The organism is Acidovorax sp. SRB_24 (genome assembly GCF_012931925.1).
On the sequence record NZ_MWOM01000004.1, the window covers coordinates 1 to 25,158 of the forward strand.

Consider the following 25,158-nt stretch of genomic DNA (forward strand, 5'->3'; position numbering starts at 1 on the left):
ACCGGAGCGCCCTGGTGCAGCAGCTTGAGTGAGAGGTGGTTGCGGCCTTCGCCCACCAGGCGCTGCGAGAGCACCTCGACTTCCTCGCTGAACGTGGGCGGCGCAAAGCCCTGGCCCCAGACTTCGCGGTGCAGCGTGTCCACCATGTCGGCGCGGCAGTATTCGGGCGCGAGCGGACCGTCCGTGTCGATCCGGCGCGTCAGCGTCGCGGCGTCCAGCCATTCGTGCGCGACCTGCGCCAGCGCCTGCTCGAAGACCTCGAACTGGTCGGCGGGCACGGTGCAGCCAGCGGCCATGGCGTGGCCGCCAAACTTGAGCAGCACGCCCGGGTGGCGCTTGGCCACCAGGTCGAGCGCATCGCGCAGATGGAAGCCGGCAATCGAGCGGCCCGAGCCCTTGAGCTCGTGCCCCCGGCCGCTCGCGCTGCTGGCGGCGAACACAAAAGCCGGGCGGTGCAATTTGTCCTTGATGCGCGAGGCCACGATGCCGACCACGCCCTCGTGGAAGCCGGGGTCGAACACGCTGATGGCAGGCGGCGGCGCCTCGCCCTCGGCAAACAGGCTCTCGGCCATCAGCAGCGCCTGCTCGCGCATGCCGCCCTCGATCTCGCGGCGCTCGCGGTTGATCGCGTCGAGCGTGCGCGCCAGTTCGCCCGCGCGCCCTGCGTCGTCGGTCAGCAGGCATTCGATGCCGATGGTCATGTCGGCCAGGCGCCCGGCGGCGTTGATGCGCGGGCCCAGGGCAAAGCCGAAGTCGAAGGTGGTCGCCGCCGCCGCCTTGCGCCCCGCCGCCGTGAACAGCGCGGCCACGCCCGCGGGCATGTGCCCGGCGCGGATGCGGCGCAGGCCCTGGGCGACGAGGCGGCGGTTGTTGGCGTCCAGGCGCACCACGTCGGCCACCGTGCCCAGCGCCACCAGCGGCAGCAGCGGGTCGAGCCTGGGCTGGCTCGCGGCATCGAAGACGCCGCGCGCGCGCAGCTCGGAGCGCAGCGCCAACAGCACGTAAAACATCACGCCCACGCCGGCCATGCTTTTGCTCTCGAAGTCGCACCCCGGCTGGTTGGGGTTGACGATGGCGTCGGCGGCGGGCAGCTGCGCGCCCGGCAGGTGGTGGTCGGTCACGAGCACGGAGAGGCCCAGCGCCTTGGCCTCGGCCACGCCGTCCACGCTGGCGATGCCGTTGTCGACGGTGACCAGCAGGTCGGCGCCGCGTTCCTTGACGCGCCGGGCGATCGGGGCGGTGAGGCCGTAGCCGTCGTTCACGCGGTCGGGCACGAGGTAGTCGACGTGCTGCGCGCCCAGCAGGCGCAGGCCGCGCACGGCCACGGCGCAGGCGGTGGCGCCGTCGCAGTCGTAGTCGGCGACGATGCACAGCCGCTGCTGCTGCGCAATGGCGTCGGCCAGCAGCCGCGCGGCGTCGGCGATGCCCTTGAGGCCCGCGGGTGGCAGCAGGCGCGCGAGGCCATCGTCGAGCTCGTCCTTGGCCGTGACGCCGCGCGCCGCGTACAGGCGCGCGAGCAGCGGGTGCACGCCGGCCTGCTCAAGCGCCCACGCGGCGCGCGGGGGGATGTCTCTCGCTACTATCTTCATAGCTGCTCGCGCACGCTGGCAAAGCGCTGGGGGCTGAAAATGCTTGAAACCTTTTGCCGCAGGCTGCGCGGCGCTGAGTGCCACGACAGCGCGCCGCGCTCGCCGCACAGCGTGAGCTGCGCCGCGCCGCCGCGCGCCACATAGGCGCCGAGCTGGGCGATCGGGCCGGCGTCAAGCTGCTGCCAGGCGCCGGCCCAGGCGTCCCAGTCTTCGCGCAGCGCGGGGCCGCGCAGCGACAGCTCCAGCGTGGGCGCCGCAGCGGGGGCAGCGGGCGCACCGGCCGGCAGCCCGCCCGTGCCGTGCACCCAGAACGCGTTCACCGGGGGCAGGCCGCGCGCTTCGCGCTCGGCGTTGAAGGCGTGGGTGTAGAGCAGCATCTGCACTTCGCTGTGCAGGCGGCGCAGGCCGGCGGCCTGCGCGCTGGCGGGCATCCAGGCGCGCACATCGCGGTGCAGCACGCGCTCGAGCGAGGCGCTCGCCAGGCCCGCGAACACCGCGCCGTGCGCGAGCCAGCGCGTGGGCTGGTCGTAGTGCAGCGCGATGCCGTCCTCGGCAAACCACGGTGCCACCACGTCCAGCAGCGCGCGCGAGGCGGCCTCGTCGAGCCCCAGGCGGGCCGGGTCTTCGAGCGTGACATGGTCGGTGCGCACCTGCCAGTGGCATGGCGTGACGAAGGCCCAGGCGGCATCGTGCGGGGCCGCCGGAGCGTCCGCGCCCAGCCCGCGCACATGCCAGGCCGCCCAGGGAATGAGACCGCCGGCATCGGGCAGGCCGCTGGCGCGCGCCAGGGCGCGCTCGTGCGGGGTGGCGGGATTTTCTTCGTCGTCCAGGTCGCTGGCCAGAGGCGTCAGGCGGGCCAGCAGCCGGTCGAGCTGGGGCAGGGCCAGGCCGGCCAGCGCCTGCTGGCCGGCCGGTGAGTGGAGCGCCGCATAGGGCACGAGCAAATGGGTGGTGTCCGACATGGCGGTATTTTGCGGGATGCCACAATCGCGGGCACATGCAAATTCCCTACGAACTCGCCCTGGGCTGGCGCTACACGCGGGCCGGGCGCGCCACACGGCGCAATGGTTTCATCTCCTTCATCTCGGGCGTCTCCATGCTGGGCATTGCGCTTGGCGTGGCGGCGCTCATCATCGTGCTGAGCGTGATGAACGGTTTCCAGAAAGAAGTGCGCGACCGCATGCTCAGCGTGGTCTCGCACATCGAGATCTTTGCGCCTGGCGGAGCGGCGCTGCCCGACATGGCGCGCACGATGGCCGAGGCCCGGCGCAACCCGCAGGTGGTGGGCGCGGCGCCGTTCGTAGCCGCGCAGGCGCTGCTGGCGCGCGGCGAGGACATGAAGGGCGTGCTGGTGCGCGGCATCGACCCGGCGCACGAGGCCGAGGTGACCGAACTCGCCTCCGCCAACGCCGCCGCGGTCGCGCAGCTGGTGCCCGGCGAATTCCGCGTGGTGCTCGGTGTCGAGCTCGCGCGCGCACTGGGCGTGCGCACCGGCGACGCCGTGACGCTGATCGCGCCCAGCGGCCAGGTCACGCCCGCCGGCGTCGTGCCGCGCCTCAAGCAGATGACGGTGGCCGGTACCTTTGACTCGGGCCACTACGAATACGACTCGGCCCTGGTGCTGCTGCACCACGACGATGCGCAGCGCATCTTCCGCCTCGAAGGCCCGACGGGCATCCGCCTCAAGCTCAAGGACCTGCACCAGGCGCGCGCCGTCGCCTACGAGCTGGCCGGCAGCCTCAGCGGCGACCTGCTGATCCGCGACTGGACGCAGCAGAACAAGACCTGGTTCGCCGCCGTCGAGCTCGAAAAACGCATGATGTTCATCATCCTCACGCTGATCGTGGCCGTGGCCGCGTTCAACCTCGTCTCCACGCTGGTCATGACCGTCACCGACAAGCGCGCCGACATCGCCATCCTGCGCACGCTGGGCGCGAGCCCGCAGAGCATCATGGGCATCTTTGTCGTGCAGGGCGCGATGGTGGGCGTGATTGGCACACTCAGCGGGCTGCTGCTGGGCCTGGCGATCGCGGTCAACATCGACGTGATCGTGCCGGCGATCGAGCATCTGCTCAACGCCAGCTTCCTGCCCAAGGACATCTACCTGATCAGCAAAATGCCCAGCGACCCGCAGTCCAGCGACATCGCGCCGATCGCCATCATTTCCCTGGTGCTGTCCTTTTTGGCCACGCTGTACCCGAGCTGGCGCGCCAGCCGCGTCAACCCCGCGGAGGCCCTTCGCTATGAATAATGTAGCTGTCAGTGCCCGTCCAATCAGCGCTCAAGCCCAAAATGACGCCAACAAAAAAGTGGTGCTGCAGGCGCGCGGCCTGACCAAGCGATTCACCGAAGGGCGCCTGGACGTGACGGTGCTGCACGGCGTGGACCTCGATGTCTACGCGGGCGAGACGCTGGCCATCGTCGGCGCCTCGGGCTCGGGCAAAAGCACGCTGTTGCACCTGCTGGGCGCGCTCGATGCGCCCACGGCCGGCAGCGTGGAGCTGCTGGGGCAGAACCTGGCGCAGCGCTCGGCCGCGCAGCAGGGCGTGCTGCGCAACCAGCACCTGGGCTTTGTCTACCAGTTCCACCACCTGCTGCCCGAGTTCAGCGCGCTCGACAACGTCGCCATGCCGCTGCGCATCCGCCGCCTGCCGTACGCCGAATGCACGCGCCAGGCCGCGCAGATGCTGGCCCATGTCGGCCTGACCGAGCGCGTGCACCACCGCCCGGCCGAGCTCTCGGGCGGCGAGCGCCAGCGCGTGGCGATTGCGCGCGCGCTGGTCACGCAGCCCGCCTGCGTGCTGGCCGACGAGCCCACCGGCAACCTCGACCGCAGCACCGCCGAAGGTGTGTTCCAGCACATGCTGGCGCTGGCGCGCGAGCAGGGCACGGCGTTTGTGATGGTGACGCACGACGAGACGCTGGCCGCGCGCTGCGACCGGCAGCTGCGCCTGGAGGCAGGCCGCCTGGTGCAGGCCGCCCGGGGGTAAGCGCCATGCACGCCTACCTCGCGCTGGGCATCGCCATCGTGGCCGAGGTGGTCGCCACCTCGGCGCTCAAGGCCAGCGCGGGGTTCACCCGCCTCGGGCCGTCGGCCATCGTGGTGGCGGGCTATGGCACGGCGTTCTATTGCCTCTCGCTCACGCTGCAGACCGTGCCCGTGGGCGTGGCCTACGCCATCTGGTCGGGCCTGGGCATCGTGCTGGTCACGGTGGCGGGCTTCGTTCTGTACCGCCAGAGCGTGGACGCGCCGGCGCTGCTGGGCATGGCGCTGATCGTGGCCGGCGTCGCCGTGATCCAGCTGTTTTCCAAGACCGCCGCGCACTGACAAAAAAGCGCGGCTGCCTTGACCCTGGAGGCCATTCCCGAGACGATCAGGGACTTACGCCACCGATTGCCCACATGCAACCCCACCAGCAGCGACAGGGCCAAGGCCTGCTCACCCTCGGGGCGCTGGGCGTGGTCTATGGCGACATCGGCACCAGCCCGCTCTACACCATGAAAGAGGTGCTCAATCCGGCCAATGGCGTGCGGCTGGACGCCACCGACATCATCGGCGCCGTCTCGGTCATTTTCTGGATGCTGATGCTGGTGGTGACGCTGAAGTACGTGGTGCTCATCCTGCGCGCCGACAACCGCGGCGAAGGCGGCATCATGGCCTTGACCGCGCTGGCAGCGCGCGCTGCCGGCAGCACAGCACAGCGCCGGCGCGCGCTGCTGCTGACGGGCGTTTTCGGCGCCGCGCTCTTCTATGGCGACAGCGTCATCACGCCGGCGATCTCGGTGCTCGGTGCGGTCGAAGGGCTGCAGATCGCGACGCCGGCCTTCAAGGCCTATGTGCTGCCGATCTCCGCGGTGGTGCTGGTCGCCCTGTTCGTAGTACAACGCCGCGGCACGGCGACCGTGGGGGCGCTGTTCGGGCCGGTGATGCTGGTGTGGTTCGGCGTGCTCGCGGTCACCGGGGGCCTGCAGATTACCCAGATGCCGGAGATTCTGGCCGCGCTGAACCCGGTGCACGGCGTGCGCTTCCTGCAGGCGCGCGGCTGGGAGCTGTTCGTGGTCATGGGCTCGATCGTGCTGGCGCTGACCGGCGCCGAGGCGCTCTATGCCGACATGGGGCATTTTGGCAAGCGCCCGATCCGGCTGGCCTGGACGGCCCTGGTGCTGCCGGCGCTGGCGCTCAACTACCTGGGCCAGGGCGCCTTGCTGATGCGCGACCCGGCGGCGCTGGAGAACCCTTTCTTCCACCTCTTCCCCGACGCCTGGCTGTTGCCCACCGTGCTGCTGGCGACCTTCGCTTCGGTGATCGCGTCGCAGGCCGTGATCTCGGGCGCGTTCTCGCTCACCAAGGAGGCCATCCAACTGGGGTTGTTGCCGCGGATGCGCGTGCAGTTCACTTCGGCGCAGGCCATGGGGCAGATCTACCTGCCGACCGTCAACTGGGTGTTGCTTGTCGCCGTGCTGCTGGCGGTGTTCGGCTTCGGCAGCTCGTCGGCCCTGGCATCGGCCTACGGGATTGCGGTCACGGTCACGATGTTCATCACCACCGTGTTGACCTTCTTCGTCGTGCGCCATGCCTGGCACTATCCGCTGCCGGTGGCGCTGGCCGCAACCGGCCTGTTTCTGGTCGTGGATGCGGTGCTGGTCGTTTCCTGCGCGCTCAAGTTCATGCAAGGTGGCTGGTTTCCGCTCACGCTGGGGCTGGCGCTGTTCGCCGTGATGGCGACGTGGCGGCGCGGGCGCGAATGCCTGGCCGAACAGATCCGCGCCGAAGCGCTGGAGTTGCAGCCCTTCATCGCGTCGCTGGCCAGCGAGGGCGCGCTGCCGCGCTCTGAGCGCACAGCCATCTACCCCACGGCTCATCCCGACATGGTGCCACCAGCGCTGCTGCACAACCTCAAGCACTACCAGGTGCTGCATGTGCGCAACGTGGTGCTGAAGGTGCGTTTTCTGGAAGAGCCCTGGGTGCCGGCCGAGCAGCGCGTGCACGTCACCGCCCTGCCGGGCGGCTTCTGGCAGGTGCAGGTGGACTACGGCTTCAAGGATGAGCCCGACATTCCGGCCGCGCTGGCGCTGTGCCACGGCCAGGGACTGGACCTGGACCCCTTCCAGGTGTCGTACTTCCTCAGCCGCGAACTAGTGGTGCCGACGGGCGGTGCCGCCATGACGCCTTGGCGCAGCCGCATGTTTGCCGCCATGTCGCGCAACGCCGGGAGCGCGGCCGACTATTTCCGGCTGCCCAACAACTGCGTCATCGAACTGGGCTCGCGCGTGCAGCTTTGAAGGCCCACCGCACCGCACGCCGCCCGCGCGTTGCGGCATGATCGCCGCCATGCCGTGCTGGATCGACACCCATTGCCACCTCGATGCGCCCGAGTTCGCGCACGATGTGGATGCGGTGCGCGCGCAGGCGCGCGCAGGACGTGCAGCACCTGGTGATTCCGGGCGTCGAGCTGGCCCATGCGCAGGCCGTGCGCCAGCTCGCGCAGCGCCATGGCGACAGCTATGCGATTGGCATCTATCCGCTCTACACGGGCCGCGCGGGCGATGGCGACGTGGCCGCGCTCGCGCAGGTGCTGCAGGCCCACCACAACGATCCGTCGTGCTTGCCGGCCTTGTGCTGGACTTCGCCGTCCGCGCGCAACTGCTTGACCTTGGCTGCGTTGTCGGCGATCAGCGTCGGGTTGGCCGCCAGCTTGGTGTCGATGGCCTTCATTTCGTTGGGGCAGCTATGGGCCAGCGCGATGCCGGCCGCGAGGGTGAGCAGCACCAGCGCTGACGCTTTGGTCAGAGAACGCATCACAGTCTCCTTTGGGTTCACGCCACGCCGCTTCTGGACCGGCGCGACGCTTGCGTCTGCGCTGCCCGGGGCCTACATCACCCTCCCGTACCACCACACCGAAAGTGCTGCCGCCAGCAGGGCCAGCGCCGCACCCGCGAGTGCTAGCAGGGAGGAGATTTCCGTTTCCTTCTTCTCAACCGTCAAGCGCGAGCTCAGGGTGGCATAGACCTTCTTGAGATCGTCGGCCGAGGCCGCATGAAAGTAATCGGCATTGGTGCGCGCCGCCACGGCCTTGAGGGTTTCCTCATCGAGCCGCACGCGCATCGACCAGCCTTCGAAGCCGATGGTTTCGCCCTGCAGCGTGCCCACGCCCACGGTGTACACGCGCACGCCCCGGTCGGCGGCCCACTTGGCGGCTTCCAGCGGATCCACGCCGGTGGTGCGCTGGCCGTCGGTCAGCATGATGATGGCGGCCGAGTTGTAGGACCCCGGTGGCACCGGTTTGAAGGACTTGGCGGGGTCCTGCGGCTTGTCAATCTCGTTGATGGGCCGGGCCCGCATGGCCTGCTGGCCCCCCAGGGCCGAAATGTCGATGCCGGCGTCGGGAAAGAGGGTGGCCAGGGAAAGCATGATGCCGTTGCCCGTGGCCGTGCCGCGCTGCAGCTGAAAGCTGTCGATGGCCTTGACCAGGTCCTCGCGGCTTTGCGTGGGCAGCTGCGCCAGTTGGGCGCTGCCGGCAAAGGCGACGATGCCCACGCGCACGTGGCGTGGCAGCTCGGCAATGAACGCCTTGGCGGCGTTCTGGGCGGCGGTGATGCGGTCGGGCTCCACGTCGGTGGCGCGCATGCTGCCTGAGACGTCCATGGCCAGCATGATGGTCTGTTCCTGCGAAGGCAGGGTGATCACGGCCAGAGGCCGGGCGGCTGCCAGCAGCAGGGCGATCAGCGCCAGCAGGAACAGGGCCGGCGGGATGTGGCGCCGCAGGCGCTGGCCGGGCCCGAGCGCCTCGCGCACCAGCGACAGGCTGGAGTAGCTCACGGCATTTTTCTTGCGCCGGTGCAGCAACCACCAGTACAGCAGCACCAGGAGCGGCGCGAGCAGCAGCAACCAGAGCAGGGTGGGCCAGAGGAAAACCATGGTGCGGGTCCTAGATGGCGGTGGCGTGGGTCAGGCCGCGCTGGCCACGGGCGCGGCTGCCAGCGGCGTGCCGCTGCGCGGCGCCCGGACGCGGTGCCGGCGCAGGTCCATGAAACGCAGCAGTGCGTCGACCAGGTCGTCGTCGGTGCACAGCTCGAGCGTATCGGCGCCGGCGCGCGCCAGGCCTTCGCGCAGCGCCGCTTCGCGCTCGGCGGCCAGCCGGGCAAAGCGGCGGCGAAAAGCGGTGTCGTGCGTATCGACGTGCAGCTGCTCGCCACTTTCGGCATCGCGCAGGGTGATGAGGCCGAGGTCGGGCAAGGTGAGCTCCAGCGGATCCAGCAGCCGCAGCGCCACCACGTCGTGGCGCTGCGCAAGCTCGGCCAGGGGCTTCTCCCAGCCGGGAGCGCTGATGAAGTCGGACACCACGAACACCGTGGCGCGGCGGCGCAGGTTGGCAACACCGGTCTGCAGCAACCGGTGCAGCTCGGTGGCGGCACCTGCGTCCGCCGGGGCCGCCTCGGGAGCGAGCAGCAGGTGCACCAGGTGCAGCACATGGGCGCGGCTGCTGCGCGGGGGCAGCACGGCGTCCACTGCGCGCTCGCCCTGGTGGCTGGAGCCGCCGTACAGCATGGCGCCGACCCGGTTGCCGTGGCGCGTGAGCAGGCGCGCCAGCACGGCCACGAAGCCGGTGAGGATGTCGCGCTTGGCATGGCCCTGGGGGCCGAAGTTGATGGAAGGGCTCAGATCCAGCAGGAACCAGGCCGTCATCTCGCGGTCTTCCATGAACACCCGCACATGGGGCGCATTCAGGCGTGCCGTGACGTTCCAGTCGATGTGGCGCACCTCATCGTGGGGCTGGTATTCGCGCAGATCGGCCAGGTCCAGGCCGCTGCCGCGCATCAGCGTGCGGTAGTCGCCCTGCAGCAGACCGTCCAGGCGCCGGATGACTTTCCACTCGAGCTCGCGCAGCAGGCGGTCTGCCTTGCCAGGCAGCGTAGGCAAGGTATCCACAGCGGCGCTGGCGGGTTCAGGCGGCTTTTTGCTCATGGTGCAGCGGGCGCGCGGGCGCCGGGGTCTTGGCCATGATGCGCCGGACCAGGGCGTCGGCATCCAGGCCTTCGGACAGCGCCTCGTACGACAGCGAGACACGGTGGCGCAGCACATCGGCGGCCAGATCGGACATGTCCTCGGGCAGTACATAGTTGCGCCCGCGCAGCATGGCCAGCGCCTGGGCGCCCTCGGCCAGGGCAATGGTGGCGCGGGGGCTGGCGCCGCAGCTGATGTAGTTCGCCAGGTCCTTGAGGCCGTGCTTTGCCGGCACGCGCGTGGCAGCCACCAGCTTCACGGCGTACTGCAGCAGGGAAGGGTCGACATACACCATGCGGCACTCGGCCTGCAGTGCCGCCAGCTGCGCGGTGGTGGCCACCGGCAGCACCTGCACCGGCAACTCGAGCGCGCGCTGGGCGATCACGAATTCTTCTTCTTCGCTCGGGTAGTCCAGCAGCACCTTCATCATGAAGCGGTCCACCTGGGCCTCGGGCAGGGCGTAGGTGCCCTCGGTCTCGATGGGGTTTTGCGTTGCCATGACGAGGAAGGGCTCGGGCACGCGGTGGGTCTCGCCGGCAATCGTGACCTGGCGCTCCTGCATCACTTCCAGCAGGGCGCTTTGCACCTTGGCCGGTGCCCGGTTGATCTCATCGGCCAGCAGCAGGTGCGTGAACACGGGCCCGAGCGCGGTGCTGAATTCGCCCGTCCGCTGGTTGTACATGCGCGTTCCGACCAGGTCGGCGGGCACCAGGTCGGGCGTGAACTGAATGCGCTTGAAGCTGCCCTGGATGGTGGAGGCCAGCGTCTTCACGGTCAGAGTCTTGGCCAGGCCGGGCACGCCCTCGACCAGCAGGTGGCCCTGGGCGAGCATCGCCACCATGACGCGTTCCAGGAAACGGTCCTGTCCGACCACCACCCGCTTGACCTCGTAGAGCACCTGTTCCATCAAGGTGGCGGTGGCGGCATTCGTTGTGTTGGGCGATGGGATGAATTCCATGGTGCTCCTCGGTCAAGGTCGGTCGAAGGGGATCAGAACGGCGGCATGCCCACGGCCGACGCTGCGTGCTCGATGGGTACGGCGAAACCGATGCCGATGAAGGTCCGCGCCGGCGTCGGGTTGAGGATGGCGGTGACGATGCCGACCACCGCGCCATCGAGCGTGACCAGCGGACCGCCCGAATTGCCGGGGTTGACCGCGGCGTCGAACTGGATCAGGTTGCTGAGCTGTCGGTTGCCTTCGGGTGAGGTGAATTCGCGCTGCAGACCCGAGACCACGCCGGCAGAGGCCGATGGGCCGATGCCGAACGGGAAGCCTACCGCCACCACATGGTCGCCAGGGCGCAGATCCTGGGTGGAGCGCAGCGGGGCGGCGGCCAGGTCGTCGGGCACCTTGTGCGCCTGGAGCACCGCCAGGTCGTTCTCGGGCTGGGCGCCGGTGATGCTGGCGGCGGTTTCCAGGCCGTCGTGAAAGGTCACCACGATGCGGTCTGCACCCAGCACCACGTGCAGATTGGTCAGGATGATGCCCTTGTCGACGATGACGACGCCGGTGCCCACGCTGCGCCCCACTTCCTCCTTGCCATTGCCCGAGATGCGATAGCCGACGACCCGGACCACCGAGGGTGCGATCGCGTCGACGGCCCGGGCCGCGGCCGAGGGCGGGGTGGTGGTCTCCAGGGTGCGCAAAACGGCGGCGTCGATGTCCTTTTGCGTGATCCGTTGGGGCGCCGGCCGCTGCTGCAGCCCCAGACTGGCCGCCAAAAGCACGCACAGCACGGCGATCATGGACCACAGTGCCCGCGCGTGGCGGCGCGACAGTGCTGACGGGGCGGGAGAAACCGCTTGCGGCGCGTTGTCGCCTTCAGCGGCGGCCGGCTCCGCGGCGGGCGCAGCATCCGCTGCGGCCGCGTCGTGCGCCACAGGGCGGCGGGCGGCGCGGGAATTGCTGTAGAGGGCGGGCCGAGGCATCCTGTCACCTTTTCTACTGCGCCGCGAACGAGCGTATGGTTTTCACGTTAGCACGTATTGCAGCCGGATGCATTCCCCGGGGCGGGAGAGACCGCGTTCTCGTGCATCATGGCCGAATGACCGCCTGGATCGACACCCATTGCCACCTGGACGCCCCCGAGTTCGACGCCGACCGCGACGTGGTGCGCCAGCAGGCCCGTGACCGTGGCGTGGTGCACTGCGTGATTCCGGCGGTGGCGCCCGGTAACTGGGCCGCCGTGCGGGAGCTAGCGAACCGGCACGGTGACAGCTATGCGCTGGGCATCCACCCGCTGTGTACGGGCACCGCCGCCGAAGACGATCTGGAGCGCCTGGCGCAGGAGCTGCAGCAGCACCGCGCGGACCCGCGTCTCGTTGCCATCGGTGAGATGGGCCTGGACTACTTTGTCAAAGGCCTCGATCCTGCGCGCCAGGAGCGCTTTTACCGCGCCCAGCTGCAGCTGGCGCGGCGCTTCGATCTGCCGGTGGTCCTGCACGTGCGCCGCTCGGCAGACCGGCTGCTCAAGGGCCTGCGCGAGGTGCCGGTGCAGGGCGGCATTGCGCACGCCTTCAACGGCAGCCTGCAGCAGGCGCGCGCCTTCATTGCGCTCGGCTTCAAGCTCGGCTTTGGCGGCGCATTGACGTTCGAGCGCGCGCTGCAGCTGCGCCGCCTGGCCACCGAGCTGCCGCCCGAAGCGCTGGTGCTCGAGACCGACTCGCCCGACATGCCGCCGCACTGGATCTACCGCACCGCCGCCGAGCGCGCCTTTGGCGCGCCCCAGGGCCGCAACGCCCCGGCCGAGCTGCCGCGCATCGCGCAGCAACTGGCCGGCTTGCGCGGCATGCCATTGGCTGCGCTGGCGCAGCAGACCGGCGCCAATGCGCTGGCGGCGCTGCCGCGCTTGCAGGGGCGGTTTGAAATATCGGTGAAAAGTGCCTCTAACGCATGATGGGAAAGCGCTTGTAGCTATGAATAATGTAGTTTCCTCGGTCCAGCCCATCCGTAAAAAAGGCCACGCTCCATGACTTTTTCCGCTTCCGCTCCTGCGGCGCCCGCTGCTGCGTCCCGGCTGGTGGGCCTCGCGCCCGTGGTCGGTGCCGGCACCGTGCTGCTGGTGCTGGGCAGCTTTCCGGGCGCGGCCTCGCTGCGCGCGCAGCAGTACTACGGGCATCCGCAAAACCATTTCTGGTGCATCCTGCAGGCGCTGTGGCCCCAGCACCCGATGCCCGGCCGCGCCGATTACTCCGGTCGCTGCGGCTGGCTGCTGGCACGCGGCCTGGGCCTGTGGGATGTGTACGGCGCCTGCGAGCGCGAAGGCAGCCTCGATGCGCAGATCCGCCATGCCGAGGTCAACGATTTCGCCGCATTGCGCGTGCGCTGCCCGCGCCTGGCGGCCATCGCCCACAATGGCGGCGAGAGCTTCAAGCACGCGCGCGCCACGGCGGCGCTGGGCGTGCCGGTGTACAAGCTCCCTTCCACCAGCCCCGCGAATGCATCGTGGAGCTTCGAGCGCAAGCGCCAGGCCTGGGCCGAGGTCATGGCGGCGCACGGACTGCTTTGAATCGAGAACGAATGGCCCGCAGCAAAAAAATTTCTTCCTCCCCTTCTTCCGACCCCGCCGAACTGCCCGAAGTCACCGTCTCCGACGACGGCGAGGTGCGCCACCTGCACCTGGGCACGCCCTGGATCCAGGGCTCCATGCGCGTCAAGGAGCCGTTCGAGATCGAACTCGAATACGTGCAGCGCATGATGGCCTGGCTGCTGTTTGTCGAGCCTGCCAGCGTGGCCGAGCGCCATGCCATGCAGCTGGGCCTGGGCGCAGGCGCGATCACCAAGTTCTGCCACAAGAAGCTGCGCATGTGCAGCACCGCCATCGAACTGAACCCGCAGGTGCTGGCGGTGTGCCGCTCGTGGTTCAAGCTGCCGCCCGACGGCCCCACGCTGCGCGTGGTGCTGGCCGATGCCGCGCAGGAGGTGCGCAATCCGATGTGGCACGGCACGGTCGATGCGCTGGCGGTCGACCTGTACGACCACAACGCGGCCGCGCCGGTGCTCGACAGCGCAGAGTTCTATGCCGACTGCCGCGCCTTGCTCAGCGACGACGGCGCCATGACGGTGAACCTGTTTGGCCGCGCGGCGAGCTACGGCGAGAGCCTCGAAAAGATGGCCACCGTGTTTGGCGAAGACGCGCTCTGGACCTTCAAGCCCACGCGCGAGGGCAACACCGTGGTGCTCGCGCAGCGTACGCCCACGCACCCCAAGCGCGCCGAGCTGCAGGTGCGCGCCGAAGCCATCCAGGCACGCTGGGACCTGCCGGCCGCCAAGTGGATGCGCGTGTTCAAGCCCGTGGCCGGCTGATGCCGGGGTGGCCCTTCCATTTTCCGGACCTCCGATGACCTCTGCCCACGCTCCCCTGCAGGCTGCAGCTGCGCCTTCTTTTGCCGGGGCGCTGGACTGGCGCCGCATCGTCGACTGGCTGCACGCCGACGGCGTGATCGCCCCCGAGGAGGCGCAGCGCACCGTGGCGCGCTGCGCGCAGGCCGAGAGCCGCCAGCACCCGCTGGTGCGCCTGGCCAGCGTGGCCATGGCGCGCGCCAGCGACGGCAAGCCGCTCGATACCGAGATGCTGACCGAGTACCTCGCGCAGCGCTGCGGCCTGGCCTACCTGCGCATAGACCCGCTCAAGGTGGACGTCGGCAAGGTCGCCGACACCATGAGCGCCAGCTACGCCGAGCGCCACAAGGTGCTGCCGGTGCAGGTCACGGCGCAGGAGGTGGTGGTGGCCACGGCCGAGCCCTTCGTCACCGACTGGGTGGCCGAGGTCGAGCGCCAGGCGCGCCGCCCGGTGCGCCGCGTGCTGGCCAACCCACAGGACATCCAGCGCTACACGGTGGAATTTTTTGCGCTCGCCAAGTCCGTGCGCGCAGCGCAAAAGGCCGGCGGCAGCGCCGGCGCGAGCAGCTTCGAGCAGCTTGTCGAGCTCGGCAAGACGCACAAGCAGCTCGACGCCAACGACCAGGGTGTCGTCAAGGTGGTCGACTGGCTGTGGCAGTACGCGTTCGACCAGCGCGCCAGCGACATCCACCTCGAGCCCCGGCGCGAGCAGGGCGTGATCCGCTTTCGCATCGACGGCGTGCTGCACCCGGTCTATCAGATGCCGATGGGCGTGATGAGCGCCATGGTGGCGCGCATCAAGCTGCTCGGGCGCATGGACGTGGTCGAAAAGCGCCGGCCGCAGGACGGCCGCATCAAGACGCGCAACCCGCGCGGCGACGAGGTGGAGATGCGCCTGTCCACGCTGCCCACGGCCTTCGGCGAGAAGATGGTGATGCGCATCTTCGACCCCGACACGGCGCTCAAGGACCTCGATGCGCTGGGCTTCTCGCCGCACGACTCGCAGCGCTGGGAGGCGCTTATCGCGCGCCCGCACGGCATCATTTTGGTGACCGGGCCCACGGGCTCGGGCAAGACCACCACGCTGTACTCCACGCTCAAGCGCGTGGCAACCGAAGAGGTCAACGTCAGCACCGTCGAAGACCCGATCGAGATGATCGAGCCGAGCTTCAACCAGACGCAGGTGCAGCCGCAGCTCGACTTCAGCTTCTCCGAGGGCGTGCGCGCCCTCATGCGCCAGGACCCCGACATCATCATGGTCGGCGAGATCCGAGACCTGCCGACGGCCGAGATGGCGGTGCAGGCTGCGCTCACCGGCCACCTGGTGTTCTCGACGCTGCACACCAACGACGCGCCCAGCGCCGTCACGCGGCTGATGGAGCTGGGCGTACCCAACTACCTGATCAACGCGACGCTGCTCGGCGTGCTGGCGCAGCGCCTGGTGCGCACGCTGTGCAAACAGTGCAAGCAGCCCGACCCCGAGGCCTCGGCCCAGGTGCTGGCCGAAGCCGTCAAGCCCTGGAAGCTTTCCGGCGAATACCGGCCCTTCAAGGCCGTGGGCTGCGTGGACTGCCGCATGACGGGGTTCCGCGGCCGCATGGGGCTGTACGAACTGCTCACGGTGAGCGAGGCGCTCAAGGACGGCATCACGCGCGAGCCGTCGATCGACGCGCTGCGTCGCCAGGCCGTGCACGATGGCATGCGCCCGCTGCGCATGGCCGGCGCGCTGCGCGTGGCGCAGGGGCTGACCACGCTCGACGAGGTCATTGCGGCCACGCCGCCGCCCCAGTAAGAGGTGTTTCCTAGGGTAAACGCTTAGACCACCTGTAGGTGGAATCCACATCGAAAGTGCCCCCAATCGAACGCAAAATCGTTCGCTTGTGATTTCCTTCTGGGGGACATTTTTGTGAAAATCAAGAGTCAAAAAGACTTCTTTTCCGGCCTCATGTTCATGGGCGTCGGAGGGGCTTTTGCCATAGGTGCCACCACCTATAACGTCGGCTCGGGCGCCCGCATGGGACCCGGCTACTTTCCGCTGATCCTGGGCATCCTGCTGGCCATCCTGGGGGTGATCATCACCTTCAAGGCGACCGTGGTGGAAACCGAGGACGGCGACAAGGTGGGCAAGTGGGCATGGAAGCAGATCTTCTTCATCCTGGCCTCCAACTTCGCCTTCGGCATCCTGTTGGCCGGTTTGCCAAGCATCGGTGTTCCCGCCATGGGCCTGATCGTCGCCATCTACGGCCTGACGTTCATCGCCAGCCTGGCAGGTGACCAGTTCCATGCCAAGTCGGTGTTCGTTCTCGCCACCGTTTTGGCGATTGGTAGTTACGTGGCTTTCGTGTGGGCACTGAAATTGCAGTTCCCCGTGTGGCCTAGCTTCATTTCGGGTTAAGCGAGAGTACCGACCATGGAATTGTTTGATCACTTGGCGATGGGCTTCGGCGTCGCCTTCACGTTTCAGAACCTCATCTACTGCTTCATCGGCTGCCTGCTGGGCACGCTGATCGGCGTGCTGCCCGGCATCGGCCCGGTAGCCACCATCGCCATGCTGCTGCCCGCGACCTACGCGCTGCCCCCGGTGGCCGCGCTGATCATGCTGGCTGGTATCTACTACGGCGCGCAATACGGTGGCTCGACCACCGCCATCCTGGTGAACCTGCCGGGCGAATCCTCGTCGGTGGTGACCGTGATCGACGGCTACCAGATGGCGCGCAAGGGCCGGGCGGGGCCGGCGCTGGCGGCAGCGGGCATGGGCTCGTTCTTCGCCGGTTGCGTGGGCACGCTGATCCTGGCGGCCTTTGCGCCGCCGCTGACCGAAATCGCCTTCAAGTTCGGCCCGGCCGAATACTTCTCGCTGATGACCCTGGGCCTGATCGGCGCCGTGGTGCTGGCCTCGGGCTCGCTGCTCAAGGCCGTGGCCATGATCGTGCTGGGCCTGCTGCTGGGCCTGGTCGGCACCGACGTGAACTCGGGCGTGGCCCGCTACAGCTTCGACATCCCTGAATTGACCGACGGACTGAACTTCGTCGTGATCGCCATGGGCGTGTTCGGCTACGGCGAAATCATCGCCAACCTGTCCAAGCCCGAAGACGAACGCGAAGTGTTCACCGCCAAGGTGCAGGGCCTGATGCCGACCAAGGAAGACTTCAAGCGCATGATCCCCGCCGTGCTGCGCGGCACCGCGCTGGGCTCGGCCCTGGGTATCCTGCCCGGTGGCGGTGCGCTGCTGTCGGCTTTTGCCGCCTACACGATCGAGAAGAAGACCAAGCTGCGTGCCGGCGAGGTGCCGTTCGGCCAGGGCAACATCCGCGGTGTGGCCGCGCCTGAAGCCGCCAACAACGCGGGTGCGCAAACCTCCTTCATCCCGCTGCTGACGCTGGGCATTCCGCCCAACGCCGTGATGGCGCTGATGGTGGGCGCGATGACCATCCACAACATCCAGCCTGGCCCCCAGGTGATGACCAGCAACCCCGAGCTGTTCTGGGGCCTGATCGCCTCGATGTGGCTCGGCAATGCGATGCTGATCATCCTGAACCTGCCGCTGATCGGCATCTGGATCAAGCTGCTCACGGTGCCCTACCGCTGGCTGTTCCCGTCCATCGTGCTGTTCTGCGCGGTGGGGGTGTATGGCACCAACAACAACACGTTCGACGTGTGGCTGGTGGGCATCTTCGGTCTGGTGGGCTACATCTTCCACAAGCTCGGCACTGAGCCTGCGCCGCTGCTGCTGGGCTTCATCCTGGGGCCAATGATGGAAGAGAACCTGCGCCGTGCGCTGCTGCTCTCGCGTGGTGACTGGAGCGTTTTCGTGACGCGTCCGATCTCCGCCGGCATGCTGGTGGCCGCCGTGATCCTGCTGATCATCGTGCTGCTGCCCGCAGTGAAGAACAAGCGCGAAGAAGCCTTCGTCGAGGACTGACGCAGGCGGGCATGGCCCGTGCACACACAACGGCACCTTCGGGTGCCGTTTTTTTTTGCCGCGCCGGGTGCGCTCGGTTCGCCTGCGGGGCCGGAGAACGCCGCCACAATAGCGGGCTCTACAGGTCTCTGCCCATGCCCCTTGCCCTGACGCCACCGCAGCACCCCCAGCGGGTGCTGTTGCACAACGAAATCCATGCGCGCCCCCCCGAGTCGATGGCCGCGCCTTTGGCCATCGCGCACATCGTCATGCTGGCCGATGCGGCGGGGCGCGAGGCCAGCCGTGCCCACCTGGCGGCGCTGCTGCGTGAGCGCCACCTGGCCTTGCCCGATGCGCACACCACGCACCTGCGCATGGACCTGGGCGCTTTCCGCCTGCGCTGGGAGCTGCACACCGAGTTCGTGACCTGGACCTTCATGGTGCCCACGCAGGCCGAGGGCTTTGGCGAACGCGAGCCCGTGGGCGCCGCCGCCGCCGTGCCGCGCGAATGGCTGGCTGCGCTGCCGGGGCAGTGCCTGTGCAGCCTGAACCTGTGGGTGCTGTCCACCCAGACCTTTGGCGCGGGCGCGCTGGTGCCCCAGGTGCTGCACGAGGACACCCTGGTGGCCTCGACCGTGGCCGACGGCCACGGCGAGGTCTACACCGACTTCGCGCTCCACCCCGACGGCTCTTCGCGCATGGTGCTGCTGGCCGGCCGCATGGCGCCGCGGCGCCTGGGCCGGCTGGTGCAGCGCCTGCTCGAGGTCGAGACCTACCGCATGGCCGCGCTGCTGGGCCTGCCCGCCGCGCGCGGCGCCGCCGCCGAGCTGGCCAGCGCCGAGCGCGAGCTGGCCGAGCTGGCCGACGCCATCCGCACCGCCAACCGCCATGCCGAGCCGGCGCTGCTGGACCGGCTCACGCGCCTGGCCGGCCAGGTCGAGAGCCAGTACGCGGCCACGCATTCGCGCTTTTCGGCCAGCAAGGCGTATTTCGAACTGGTCGACCTGCGCATTGCCGACCTGGCCGAATCGCGCCTGGCGGGCCTGCAGACCATCCGCGAGTTCATGGACCGGCGCCTGAGCCCCGCGCGCAGCACCTGCGAGTGGGCGGCGCGGCGCCAGGAGGCGCTGTCGCAGCGCGTCTCGCGCATGAGCAACCTGCTGCGCACGCGCGTCGAGATCGAGCAGCAGCAAAGCAGCCAGGCGCTGCTGGCCACCATGAACCAGCGCCAGGGGCTGCAGCTGCAGCTGCAGTCCACCGTCGAGGGGCTGTCGGTGGCGGCCATCACCTATTACATCGTCGGGCTGGTGAGCTACCTGGCCAAGGGCGCGCAGCCGCTGGGCTGGCCGCTGGCGCCGGAGACCACGGCCGCCATCGCCATTCCGGTGGTGGCGCTCGCCGTGTGGGGGTCGCTGCGCCGGCTGCACCAGCGCATGTTCCATCCGGGTGCATGAGCGCGGCACCGCCGCGCCGTTGCCCGCCATTGTTCTCCACGAATAAATATCAAAAGTGCCTTCAGCCCAAGCCAGTCAAGCGCCAGAAGCTAGTAAAAACGTAGCACTCGGCATCGCCCTCGCAGTCCTCGGGGCCATCGCCTTCAGTGGCAAGGCCATCATCGTCAAGCTCGCCTACCGCCACGGCGTGGACGCGGTCACGCTGATCATGTACCGCATGCTGTTTGCCCTGCCGATCTTTGCGGCCATGGCCTGCTGGGCCAGCCGGGGCAAGCCGCCGCTCTCGCGCAGGGACTGGTGGGGGGTGCTGGGCCTGGGGGTGTCGGGCTACTACCTGGCGAGCTTTCTCGACTTTGCCGGCCTGGCCTATATCAGCGCCAGCCTCGAGCGCCTGATTCTGTACCTCAACCCGACCATCGTCATGGGGCTGGGCTGGCTGCTGTACGGCCGCACCATCCGCTGGCAGCAGGTGCTGGGCACGGCCATCAGCTACTGCGGCGTGGTGCTGGTGTTCGGGCAGGAGTCACAGGGCCAGGGCGCGAACGCCGCCTGGGGCGCACTGCTGGTGTTCCTGAGCGCGGTGAGCTACGCGATCTACATGGTCTACAGCGGCGAGATGGTGCAGCGCCTGGGCGCGCTGCGCCTGGTGGGGCTGGCCACCACGGTGGCGTGCCTGTGCTGCCTGCTGCAGTTCGCATTGCTGCGGCCGCTGTCGGCCGCGCTGGTGGCGCCCGAGGTGGTGTGGCTGTCGGTGCTCAACGCCACACTGTGCACCGCCGCGCCGGTGCTGATGGTGATGATGGCGATCGAGCGCATCGGGGCCAGCGCCGCCGCGCAGACCGGCATGGTCGGTCCGATGTCGACCATCCTGATGGGCGTGTGGCTGCTGGGCGAGCCTTTCACCGCCTGGGTGGCGGCCGGCACGGCGCTGGTGATCGCCGGAATTTTTGTCTTCTCGCGCACGGCGCGCCGGCCGCAGGCCTGAGCGCGCGGCGTGCCGCGAGAGGGGAGTGGAACGCTGGCGCTGCCAGCCTATGAACGGAGGAATGTATGGATCTGGGAATTGCAGGCAAATGGGCGCTGGTCTGCGGCGCCAGCAAAGGGTTGGGGCTGGGCTGCGCGCAGGCGCTGGTGCGCGAGGGCGTGAACCTGGTCGTCAATGCGCGCCAGGCCGGGGCATTGTCCGCAGCTGCTTCTGATTTGAGAGCTATGGGCGCAGATGCAGCCAGCGCCAGAGGCCAAAAAGACCCGGCGCCGCTGGTGCTGAGCGTCGCCGCCGACATCACCACCGCCGAGGGCCGCGCCGCCGCCTTCAGCGTGCCCGGCGGACCGGGGCAGGGCTTTGACATCGTCGTCACCAACGCCGGCGGTCCGCCGCCGGGCGATTTCCGCGACTGGGACCGGGCGGCCTGGCTGCGTGCGCTGGACGCCAACATGCTCACGCCCATCGAGCTGATCCGCGCCACGGTGGATGGCATGGCGGCGCGCGGCTTTGGCCGCATCGTCAACATCACGTCGAGCGCGGTGAAGGCGCCCATCGACATCCTGGGCCTGTCCAACGGCGCGCGCAGCGGCCTGACGGGCTTCGTGGCGGGTGCGGCGCGCAGCAGCATCGCCGGCAAAGGCGTGACGCTCAACAACCTGCTGCCTGGCAAGTTCGACACCGACCGCCTGGCCGCGACGCTGCAGGCGGCCGCCGAGCGCTCGGGCCGCGCGGTCGATGCGGTGCGCCAGGCCCAGGAGGCGCAGATCCCGGCCGGCCGCTTTGGCCAGCCGCAGGAATTCGGCGCCATCTGCGCCTTCCTGTGCAGCGTGCACGCGGGCTACATCACGGGGCAGAACGTGTTGGCCGACGGTGGGGCCTACGCTGGCGCGTTCTGAGCCCAGAGGCGCCGGGCCGGCGCCTGCGCTGGATTCCACGGCGCAGGGGGCACCGAGGTGCGGGCTCACCCCCATTCCCGGAGCTTCCACTTTTTTGTTACTCTGCGGCCCATAACGTCGCAACGTGTTAAACATGTGTCACTTTCGCCGCGGCCTCCGGTGCCGCGGGTGAGCACCCCGGAAACATCCATGCTGCTTCTGCCCCGCTTGCGAATGTCCTGGCTGCGCCACGCCGCGCTGTGCAGCGCCCTGCTGCTGGCAGCGATGGGGGCCCCGGCGCAAGTGCCCGCGCCAGCGCCGGACGCCGCGGTGCTGCGCCTGCGCGTCGTGGGGGGGCTCGCGGGAGTCAACCAGTTCACGCGCTGGGAGCAGCCCTTCTGGACCCAGGAGCTCGCGCGCCTCAGTGGCGGGCGCTTCACCGCCGACATCGTGCCGTTCGACCGCGCGGGTGTTCCGGACGTCGAAATGCTGCGCCTGCTGCAGCTGGGCGTGGTGCCCTTTGGCACCATGCTCATGAGCGCCATGGCGACGCAGTACCCGCAGTACACCGCGCCCGACCTCGCAGGCCTGAACCCCGACATGGCCAGCCTGCGCGCCAGCGTGGCGGCCTTTCGCCCCTACCTTGAAAAGACGCTGCGCGAGCGCCATGGCGTGGAAGCGCTGGCCATCTACGTCTATCCCGCACAGGTGCTTTTTTGCAAGCGGCCGCTGACCGCGCTGGCCGACCTGGCGGGGCGGCGCACGCGCGTGTCGTCCACCACCCAGGCCGACTTCGTGGGCGCCGTGGGCGGTGTGGCGGTGCACACCAGCTTTGCCCAGATCGCCGGCGCCCTGCAGTCGGGCAACATCGAATGCGCCATCACGGGCACCACCTCGGGCCGCGCGGTGGGCCTGCACACGCTGACCAGCCACCTGTACGCCATGCCCTTGAACTGGGGCCTGGCCATTTTTGGTGCCAACCGCAACGCCTGGGATGCGCTGCCGCCCGAGCTGCGCGCTGTGCTGCGGCGCGAACTGCCGCGCCTGGAAGCGCGGATATGGCGCGAGTCCGAGCGTGAGACCACCGAGAGCCTGGCCTGCCACAGCGGCGCGCCCAGCTGCGCCAGCGCAGCCAAGGGGGCCATGGCGCTGGTGCCGGTGTCGGCCCAGGACGAGCGCCGCCGTGTCGAGATCTTCCGTGCCACCGTGCTGCCGCGCTGGCTGATGCGCTGCGCCGACGGGTGCGCGGACCTGTGGAAATACACCATCGGGGAGGCGCGGGGCATTGCGCTGCCCGCCACGCCGTGACGCCCCCCGCGCCCTCCCGGATCGGACCCACGGTGTCGGCCCTGGCCGGTGCCTTCTTGCTGGCGCTGGCGCTGGCGTCGGCGTCGCTGGTGTGGAAGACGCGGCAGGCCGAGCTGGGCGACAGCGAGGCGCAAGTCACCCGCTTCGTGGCGGGCGCCGAGGCCGCGCTCAACCGCTCCTTCCTGGCCATCGATGTGATGCTCGCGAGCACCGGCGACCTGCTGGGGCTGTCCCGCACCCAGGCCGAATGGATCCACTCCGGTGCCACCAGTGCGCTGCTGCGCGCCACCATGCGCCAGAACCTCATGGTGCGTTCGGTGACGCTGCTCAATGCGCGCGGCCAGGTGCTGGCCTCGTCGGACGCCGCGGGCGCCCGCCTGTCACTGCGCCTGCCCGAGGGCTTTGTGGCCGAGGTGCTGGCGCCGCCCATGCCGACCCTGGTGGTCAGCGCCCCCGCGGTGAGCCTGGCCAGCGCGGAGCGGGTGCTGTATTTCGCCCGCTCCCTGCGCCTGGCCGACGGCGCCCGCGTGCTGGCGGTGGCCGAGGTGCCGACGGGCATGCTGGTGGCCGTGCTCACCCAGGGCGTGTCGATTGACGGCATGGAGGTGGCGCTCGAGCGCAGCAGCGGCCAGCTGCTGCTGGGCGTGCCCGATCCCGGCGACGCCCCGGCGCGTGCGCCTCCGCTGGCGCTCGCGGCCCAGGCGCCGCCGGCCTGGGACATGGCCGCCCGCCTGAGCGCCGCGCCGGCGCTGGTGGTCGCGCGGCCCCTCCTCTACCCGGACCTGTGGATTTCGGCCAGTCTCCCCGAGCAGGCGGCGCTGGCCAACTGGCAGACCGAGCGCACCGCCATCATCGCGGTGTCGCTGGCCTTTGGCCTCATGGTGTTGCTGGCCGCGGGCTTTGCGGTGGCCTACCTGCAGCGCACCACGGGCGCCCGGCTGGCCATCGCACAGTCCAAGGCCACGCTGGACCAGGCGCTCGAATCCATGGTCAGCGGCTTCGTGCTGCTCGATCCGCAGCACCGCGTGCTGCAGTGGAACCACCGCTTTGAGGAAATCTTCACCTGGCTGGCCGGCATGATGGCGCCGCAACTGCCGTTCCGCGCGGTGCTCGAGGCCACCGTGCGCCACCACCTGCCCGGCGCCAGTGCGGCCGAGCAGCAGCGCTGGGTGGAGCAGCGGCTGGCCGCGCAGCGCGTTCTCTCGGGGCCCCTGGAGCAGAACCTGCCCAATGGCCGCTGCATCCAGATCACCGAACGCGCCACGCCCGAGGGCGGGCTCGTGATCACCTACCACGATGTCACGGACCTGCGCCGTGCCAGCGCCGAAATCGAAAGCCTGGCCTTCTACGACCCGCTCACCGGCCTGCCCAACCGGCGCCTGCTGCTCGACCGCCTGGGACAGGCCACGGTGAATGCCGCGCGCTCGGGGCAGTTGGGCGCGGTGCTGTTCCTCGACCTCGACCATTTCAAGGTGCTCAACGACACCCAGGGCCACGAGGTGGGCGACCAGCTGCTGCTGCAGGTGGCCATGCGCATCCAGACCGCGCTGCGCGAGTCCGACACCGTGGCGCGGCTGGGCGGCGACGAGTTCGTGGTTATGCTCACCGAGCTGTCGGCCCACAGCGGCGAGGCCGCGGCGCAGGCGCAGCGGGTCGGCGAGAAGGTGCTGCTGAGCCTGGGGCGGCCTTACACGCTGGGCACGCATTCGCACCATGGCACCTGCAGCATCGGCGCCACGCTGTTTGGCCACGCCGAGCAGTCGGCCGCCGAGCTGCTCAAGCAGGCGGACATCGCGATGTACCAGGTCAAGGCGCAGCGCGGCAACGGGCTGTGCTTTTTCGACCCGCAGATGCAGACCCTGATCAGCGAGCGCGCCCAGCTCGAGGCCGACCTGCAGCTGGCGATCGAGCGCGACCAGCTGGCGCTGCACTACCAGCCGCAGTTCACGCTCGACGGCCGCATCGTCGGCGCCGAGGCGCTGCTGCGTTGGCAGCACCCGCGCCGCGGCATGGTCTCGCCGGCGGAATTCATTCCGGTGGCCGAAGACAGCGACCTGATCGTAGCGCTCGGCGACTGGGTGCTGCGCACCGCCTGCCAGCAGCTGGCGGCGTGGCAGGGCGATGCACGGCTGTGTCAGGTGCAGGTGGCGGTGAACGTGAGCGCGCGCCAGTTTCGCCAGCCCGGCTTTGCCCAGCAGGTCATCGGCGCGATGCAGAAGGCCGGCATCCGGCCGCACCTGCTGCAGCTGGAGCTGACCGAATCGCTGGTGCTCGACAACGTGGACGACACCATTGCCAAGATGCACCTGCTGCGCACCAAAGGCGTGCGCTTCTCGGTCGATGACTTCGGCACTGGGCAGTCGTCGCTCGCCTACCTTACGCGGCTGCCGCTGCACGAACTCAAGATCGACCAGTCGTTCGTGCGCAACCTGGGCGTGCGCCCCAACGACGATGTCATCGTGCAGACCATCATCGGCATGGCGGGCAACCTGGGGCTGGAGGTCATTGCCGAGGGCGTGGAGACCACGGCGCAAAAGGACTTCCTGGCGCGCTACGGCTGCAGGCTGTTCCAGGGCTACCTGCTGGGCCGGCCGACGCCGGTACAGGACTTCGAAGCGCTGCTGCTGGCGCCGCGCCGTGCCGGCGCCGAAAACAACTAAATTGATAGCTGTCAGCGCTGACGGGGTAAGCGTTTTGGC

The 25,158-nt window shown here is 69.2% G+C and carries 22 protein-coding genes and 1 pseudogene; 16 read left to right on the plus strand and 7 right to left on the minus strand.

Annotated elements, in window-relative coordinates:
- On the minus strand, positions 1-1,589 hold a 1,589-nt coding region (gene recJ, locus B2J89_RS01895; RefSeq protein WP_169167540.1), incomplete at its 3' end, for a single-stranded-DNA-specific exonuclease RecJ.
- Complete coding sequence (locus tag B2J89_RS01900) at positions 1,586-2,551, minus strand: phosphoglycerate mutase (protein ID WP_169167541.1); 966 nt, start codon at positions 2,549-2,551, stop codon at positions 1,586-1,588. The genes B2J89_RS01900 and recJ, both read right to left, overlap by 4 nt.
- 35 nt (positions 2,552-2,586) lie before the next feature.
- On the opposite strand from B2J89_RS01900, the gene B2J89_RS01905 reads away from it, so the two are divergent.
- The 5 genes and pseudogenes from B2J89_RS01905 to B2J89_RS22635 form a co-directional block, all read left to right on the plus strand.
- The gene (locus B2J89_RS01905; RefSeq protein WP_169167542.1) at positions 2,587-3,840 is read left to right on the plus strand and encodes a lipoprotein-releasing ABC transporter permease subunit; all 1,254 of its coding nucleotides are present in this window, start codon (positions 2,587-2,589) and stop codon (positions 3,838-3,840) included.
- Positions 3,833-4,579 (plus strand): lipoprotein-releasing ABC transporter ATP-binding protein LolD, encoded by a 747-nt coding sequence (gene lolD, locus B2J89_RS01910; protein WP_169167543.1) that lies wholly within the window; start codon positions 3,833-3,835, stop codon positions 4,577-4,579. The genes B2J89_RS01905 and lolD overlap by 8 nt, the downstream gene beginning before the upstream one ends.
- Positions 4,580-4,584: 5 nt before the next feature.
- Positions 4,585-4,917, plus strand: a complete 333-nt coding sequence (locus B2J89_RS01915) for a multidrug efflux SMR transporter (RefSeq protein WP_169167544.1) — start codon at positions 4,585-4,587, stop codon at positions 4,915-4,917.
- Between the two features lie 74 nt (positions 4,918-4,991).
- A complete protein-coding gene (locus B2J89_RS01920) occupies positions 4,992-6,872 on the plus strand; it encodes a potassium transporter Kup (RefSeq protein WP_169167545.1) in 1,881 nt (626 codons plus the stop codon).
- 49 nt (positions 6,873-6,921) lie between these two features.
- A pseudogene (locus B2J89_RS22635) lies at positions 6,922-7,189 on the plus strand (TatD family hydrolase); the annotation flags it as partial.
- Here the strand turns inward: B2J89_RS22635 and B2J89_RS01925 are convergent.
- The 5 genes from B2J89_RS01925 to B2J89_RS01945 all read right to left on the minus strand — a co-directional run bounded on the left by B2J89_RS01925 (position 7,117) and on the right by B2J89_RS01945 (position 11,523).
- A complete protein-coding gene (locus tag B2J89_RS01925) occupies positions 7,117-7,389 on the minus strand; it encodes a hypothetical protein (RefSeq protein WP_206041376.1) in 273 nt (90 codons plus the stop codon). The pseudogene B2J89_RS22635 and the gene B2J89_RS01925 overlap by 73 nt on opposite strands.
- A 72-nt stretch (positions 7,390-7,461) precedes the next feature.
- Positions 7,462-8,508, minus strand: a complete 1,047-nt coding sequence (locus B2J89_RS01930; protein WP_169167546.1) for a VWA domain-containing protein — start codon at positions 8,506-8,508, stop codon at positions 7,462-7,464.
- A 30-nt stretch (positions 8,509-8,538) separates the two neighbouring features.
- A complete protein-coding gene (locus B2J89_RS01935) occupies positions 8,539-9,555 on the minus strand; it encodes a DUF58 domain-containing protein (RefSeq protein ID WP_169167547.1) in 1,017 nt (338 codons plus the stop codon).
- Complete coding sequence (locus tag B2J89_RS01940) at positions 9,536-10,552, minus strand: MoxR family ATPase (RefSeq protein ID WP_169167548.1); 1,017 nt, start codon at positions 10,550-10,552, stop codon at positions 9,536-9,538. Before B2J89_RS01940 ends, B2J89_RS01935 begins: the two co-directional genes overlap by 20 nt.
- A gap of 32 nt (positions 10,553-10,584) precedes the next feature.
- On the minus strand, positions 10,585-11,523 hold the full coding sequence (locus B2J89_RS01945; RefSeq protein ID WP_169167549.1) for a S1C family serine protease: 939 nt from the start codon (positions 11,521-11,523) through the stop codon (positions 10,585-10,587).
- 116 nt (positions 11,524-11,639) lie between these two features.
- Between B2J89_RS01945 and B2J89_RS01950 the strand changes: the two genes are divergently transcribed.
- From B2J89_RS01950 to B2J89_RS02000, 11 genes are all read left to right on the plus strand, one after another.
- Positions 11,640-12,491 (plus strand): TatD family hydrolase, encoded by an 852-nt coding sequence (locus B2J89_RS01950; RefSeq protein WP_169167550.1) that lies wholly within the window; start codon positions 11,640-11,642, stop codon positions 12,489-12,491.
- A gap of 72 nt (positions 12,492-12,563) precedes the next feature.
- Complete coding sequence (locus B2J89_RS01955; RefSeq protein ID WP_169167551.1) at positions 12,564-13,103, plus strand: DNA-deoxyinosine glycosylase; 540 nt, start codon at positions 12,564-12,566, stop codon at positions 13,101-13,103.
- Between the two features lie 11 nt (positions 13,104-13,114).
- A complete protein-coding gene (locus B2J89_RS01960) occupies positions 13,115-13,900 on the plus strand; it encodes a spermidine synthase (protein ID WP_169167552.1) in 786 nt (261 codons plus the stop codon).
- A 34-nt stretch (positions 13,901-13,934) separates the two neighbouring features.
- A complete protein-coding gene (locus tag B2J89_RS01965) occupies positions 13,935-15,728 on the plus strand; it encodes a GspE/PulE family protein (protein ID WP_169167553.1) in 1,794 nt (597 codons plus the stop codon).
- 114 nt (positions 15,729-15,842) lie between these two features.
- Positions 15,843-16,331: a tripartite tricarboxylate transporter TctB family protein gene (locus tag B2J89_RS01970; protein WP_169167554.1), complete on the plus strand. Its 489-nt coding sequence runs from the start codon at positions 15,843-15,845 to the stop codon at positions 16,329-16,331.
- 15 nt (positions 16,332-16,346) lie between these two features.
- Positions 16,347-17,858: a tripartite tricarboxylate transporter permease gene (locus B2J89_RS01975; protein ID WP_169167555.1), complete on the plus strand. Its 1,512-nt coding sequence runs from the start codon at positions 16,347-16,349 to the stop codon at positions 17,856-17,858.
- Between the two features lie 134 nt (positions 17,859-17,992).
- Complete coding sequence (locus B2J89_RS01980; RefSeq protein ID WP_169167556.1) at positions 17,993-19,291, plus strand: DUF3422 family protein; 1,299 nt, start codon at positions 17,993-17,995, stop codon at positions 19,289-19,291.
- Between the two features lie 55 nt (positions 19,292-19,346).
- Positions 19,347-20,276 carry an EamA family transporter gene (locus B2J89_RS01985; RefSeq protein WP_206041379.1) on the plus strand — a complete coding sequence of 310 codons (930 nt, stop codon included), beginning with the start codon at positions 19,347-19,349 and terminating at the stop codon, positions 20,274-20,276.
- A 65-nt stretch (positions 20,277-20,341) separates the two neighbouring features.
- The gene (locus tag B2J89_RS01990) at positions 20,342-21,172 is read left to right on the plus strand and encodes an SDR family oxidoreductase (protein WP_169167557.1); all 831 of its coding nucleotides are present in this window, start codon (positions 20,342-20,344) and stop codon (positions 21,170-21,172) included.
- A gap of 189 nt (positions 21,173-21,361) precedes the next feature.
- Positions 21,362-22,459, plus strand: a complete 1,098-nt coding sequence (locus tag B2J89_RS01995; RefSeq protein ID WP_206041380.1) for a TRAP transporter substrate-binding protein DctP — start codon at positions 21,362-21,364, stop codon at positions 22,457-22,459.
- Positions 22,456-25,119: an EAL domain-containing protein gene (locus B2J89_RS02000; protein WP_169167558.1), complete on the plus strand. Its 2,664-nt coding sequence runs from the start codon at positions 22,456-22,458 to the stop codon at positions 25,117-25,119. The genes B2J89_RS01995 and B2J89_RS02000 overlap by 4 nt, the downstream gene beginning before the upstream one ends.
- Positions 25,120-25,158: the final 39 nt, after the last annotated feature.

Coding starts and splice junctions, on each gene's coding strand:
- B2J89_RS01915 (WP_169167544.1), top strand. CDS start 4,585: ATGCACGCCTACCTCGCGCTGGGCATCGCCATCGTGGCCGAGGTGGTC.
- B2J89_RS01950 (WP_169167550.1), top strand. CDS start 11,640: ATGACCGCCTGGATCGACACCCATTGCCACCTGGACGCCCCCGAGTTC.
- B2J89_RS01980 (WP_169167556.1), top strand. CDS start 17,993: ATGCCCCTTGCCCTGACGCCACCGCAGCACCCCCAGCGGGTGCTGTTG.
- B2J89_RS01965 (WP_169167553.1), top strand. CDS start 13,935: ATGACCTCTGCCCACGCTCCCCTGCAGGCTGCAGCTGCGCCTTCTTTT.
- B2J89_RS01945 (WP_169167549.1), bottom strand. CDS start 11,523: ATGCCTCGGCCCGCCCTCTACAGCAATTCCCGCGCCGCCCGCCGCCCT.
- B2J89_RS01990 (WP_169167557.1), top strand. CDS start 20,342: ATGGATCTGGGAATTGCAGGCAAATGGGCGCTGGTCTGCGGCGCCAGC.
- lolD (WP_169167543.1), top strand. CDS start 3,833: ATGAATAATGTAGCTGTCAGTGCCCGTCCAATCAGCGCTCAAGCCCAA.
- B2J89_RS01955 (WP_169167551.1), top strand. CDS start 12,564: ATGACTTTTTCCGCTTCCGCTCCTGCGGCGCCCGCTGCTGCGTCCCGG.
- B2J89_RS01935 (WP_169167547.1), bottom strand. CDS start 9,555: ATGAGCAAAAAGCCGCCTGAACCCGCCAGCGCCGCTGTGGATACCTTG.
- B2J89_RS01900 (WP_169167541.1), bottom strand. CDS start 2,551: ATGTCGGACACCACCCATTTGCTCGTGCCCTATGCGGCGCTCCACTCA.
- B2J89_RS01975 (WP_169167555.1), top strand. CDS start 16,347: ATGGAATTGTTTGATCACTTGGCGATGGGCTTCGGCGTCGCCTTCACG.
- B2J89_RS01995 (WP_206041380.1), top strand. CDS start 21,362: ATGCTGCTTCTGCCCCGCTTGCGAATGTCCTGGCTGCGCCACGCCGCG.
- B2J89_RS01940 (WP_169167548.1), bottom strand. CDS start 10,552: ATGGAATTCATCCCATCGCCCAACACAACGAATGCCGCCACCGCCACC.
- B2J89_RS01960 (WP_169167552.1), top strand. CDS start 13,115: ATGGCCCGCAGCAAAAAAATTTCTTCCTCCCCTTCTTCCGACCCCGCC.
- B2J89_RS01925 (WP_206041376.1), bottom strand. CDS start 7,389: ATGCGTTCTCTGACCAAAGCGTCAGCGCTGGTGCTGCTCACCCTCGCG.
- B2J89_RS01930 (WP_169167546.1), bottom strand. CDS start 8,508: ATGGTTTTCCTCTGGCCCACCCTGCTCTGGTTGCTGCTGCTCGCGCCG.
- B2J89_RS01920 (WP_169167545.1), top strand. CDS start 4,992: ATGCAACCCCACCAGCAGCGACAGGGCCAAGGCCTGCTCACCCTCGGG.
- B2J89_RS01905 (WP_169167542.1), top strand. CDS start 2,587: ATGCAAATTCCCTACGAACTCGCCCTGGGCTGGCGCTACACGCGGGCC.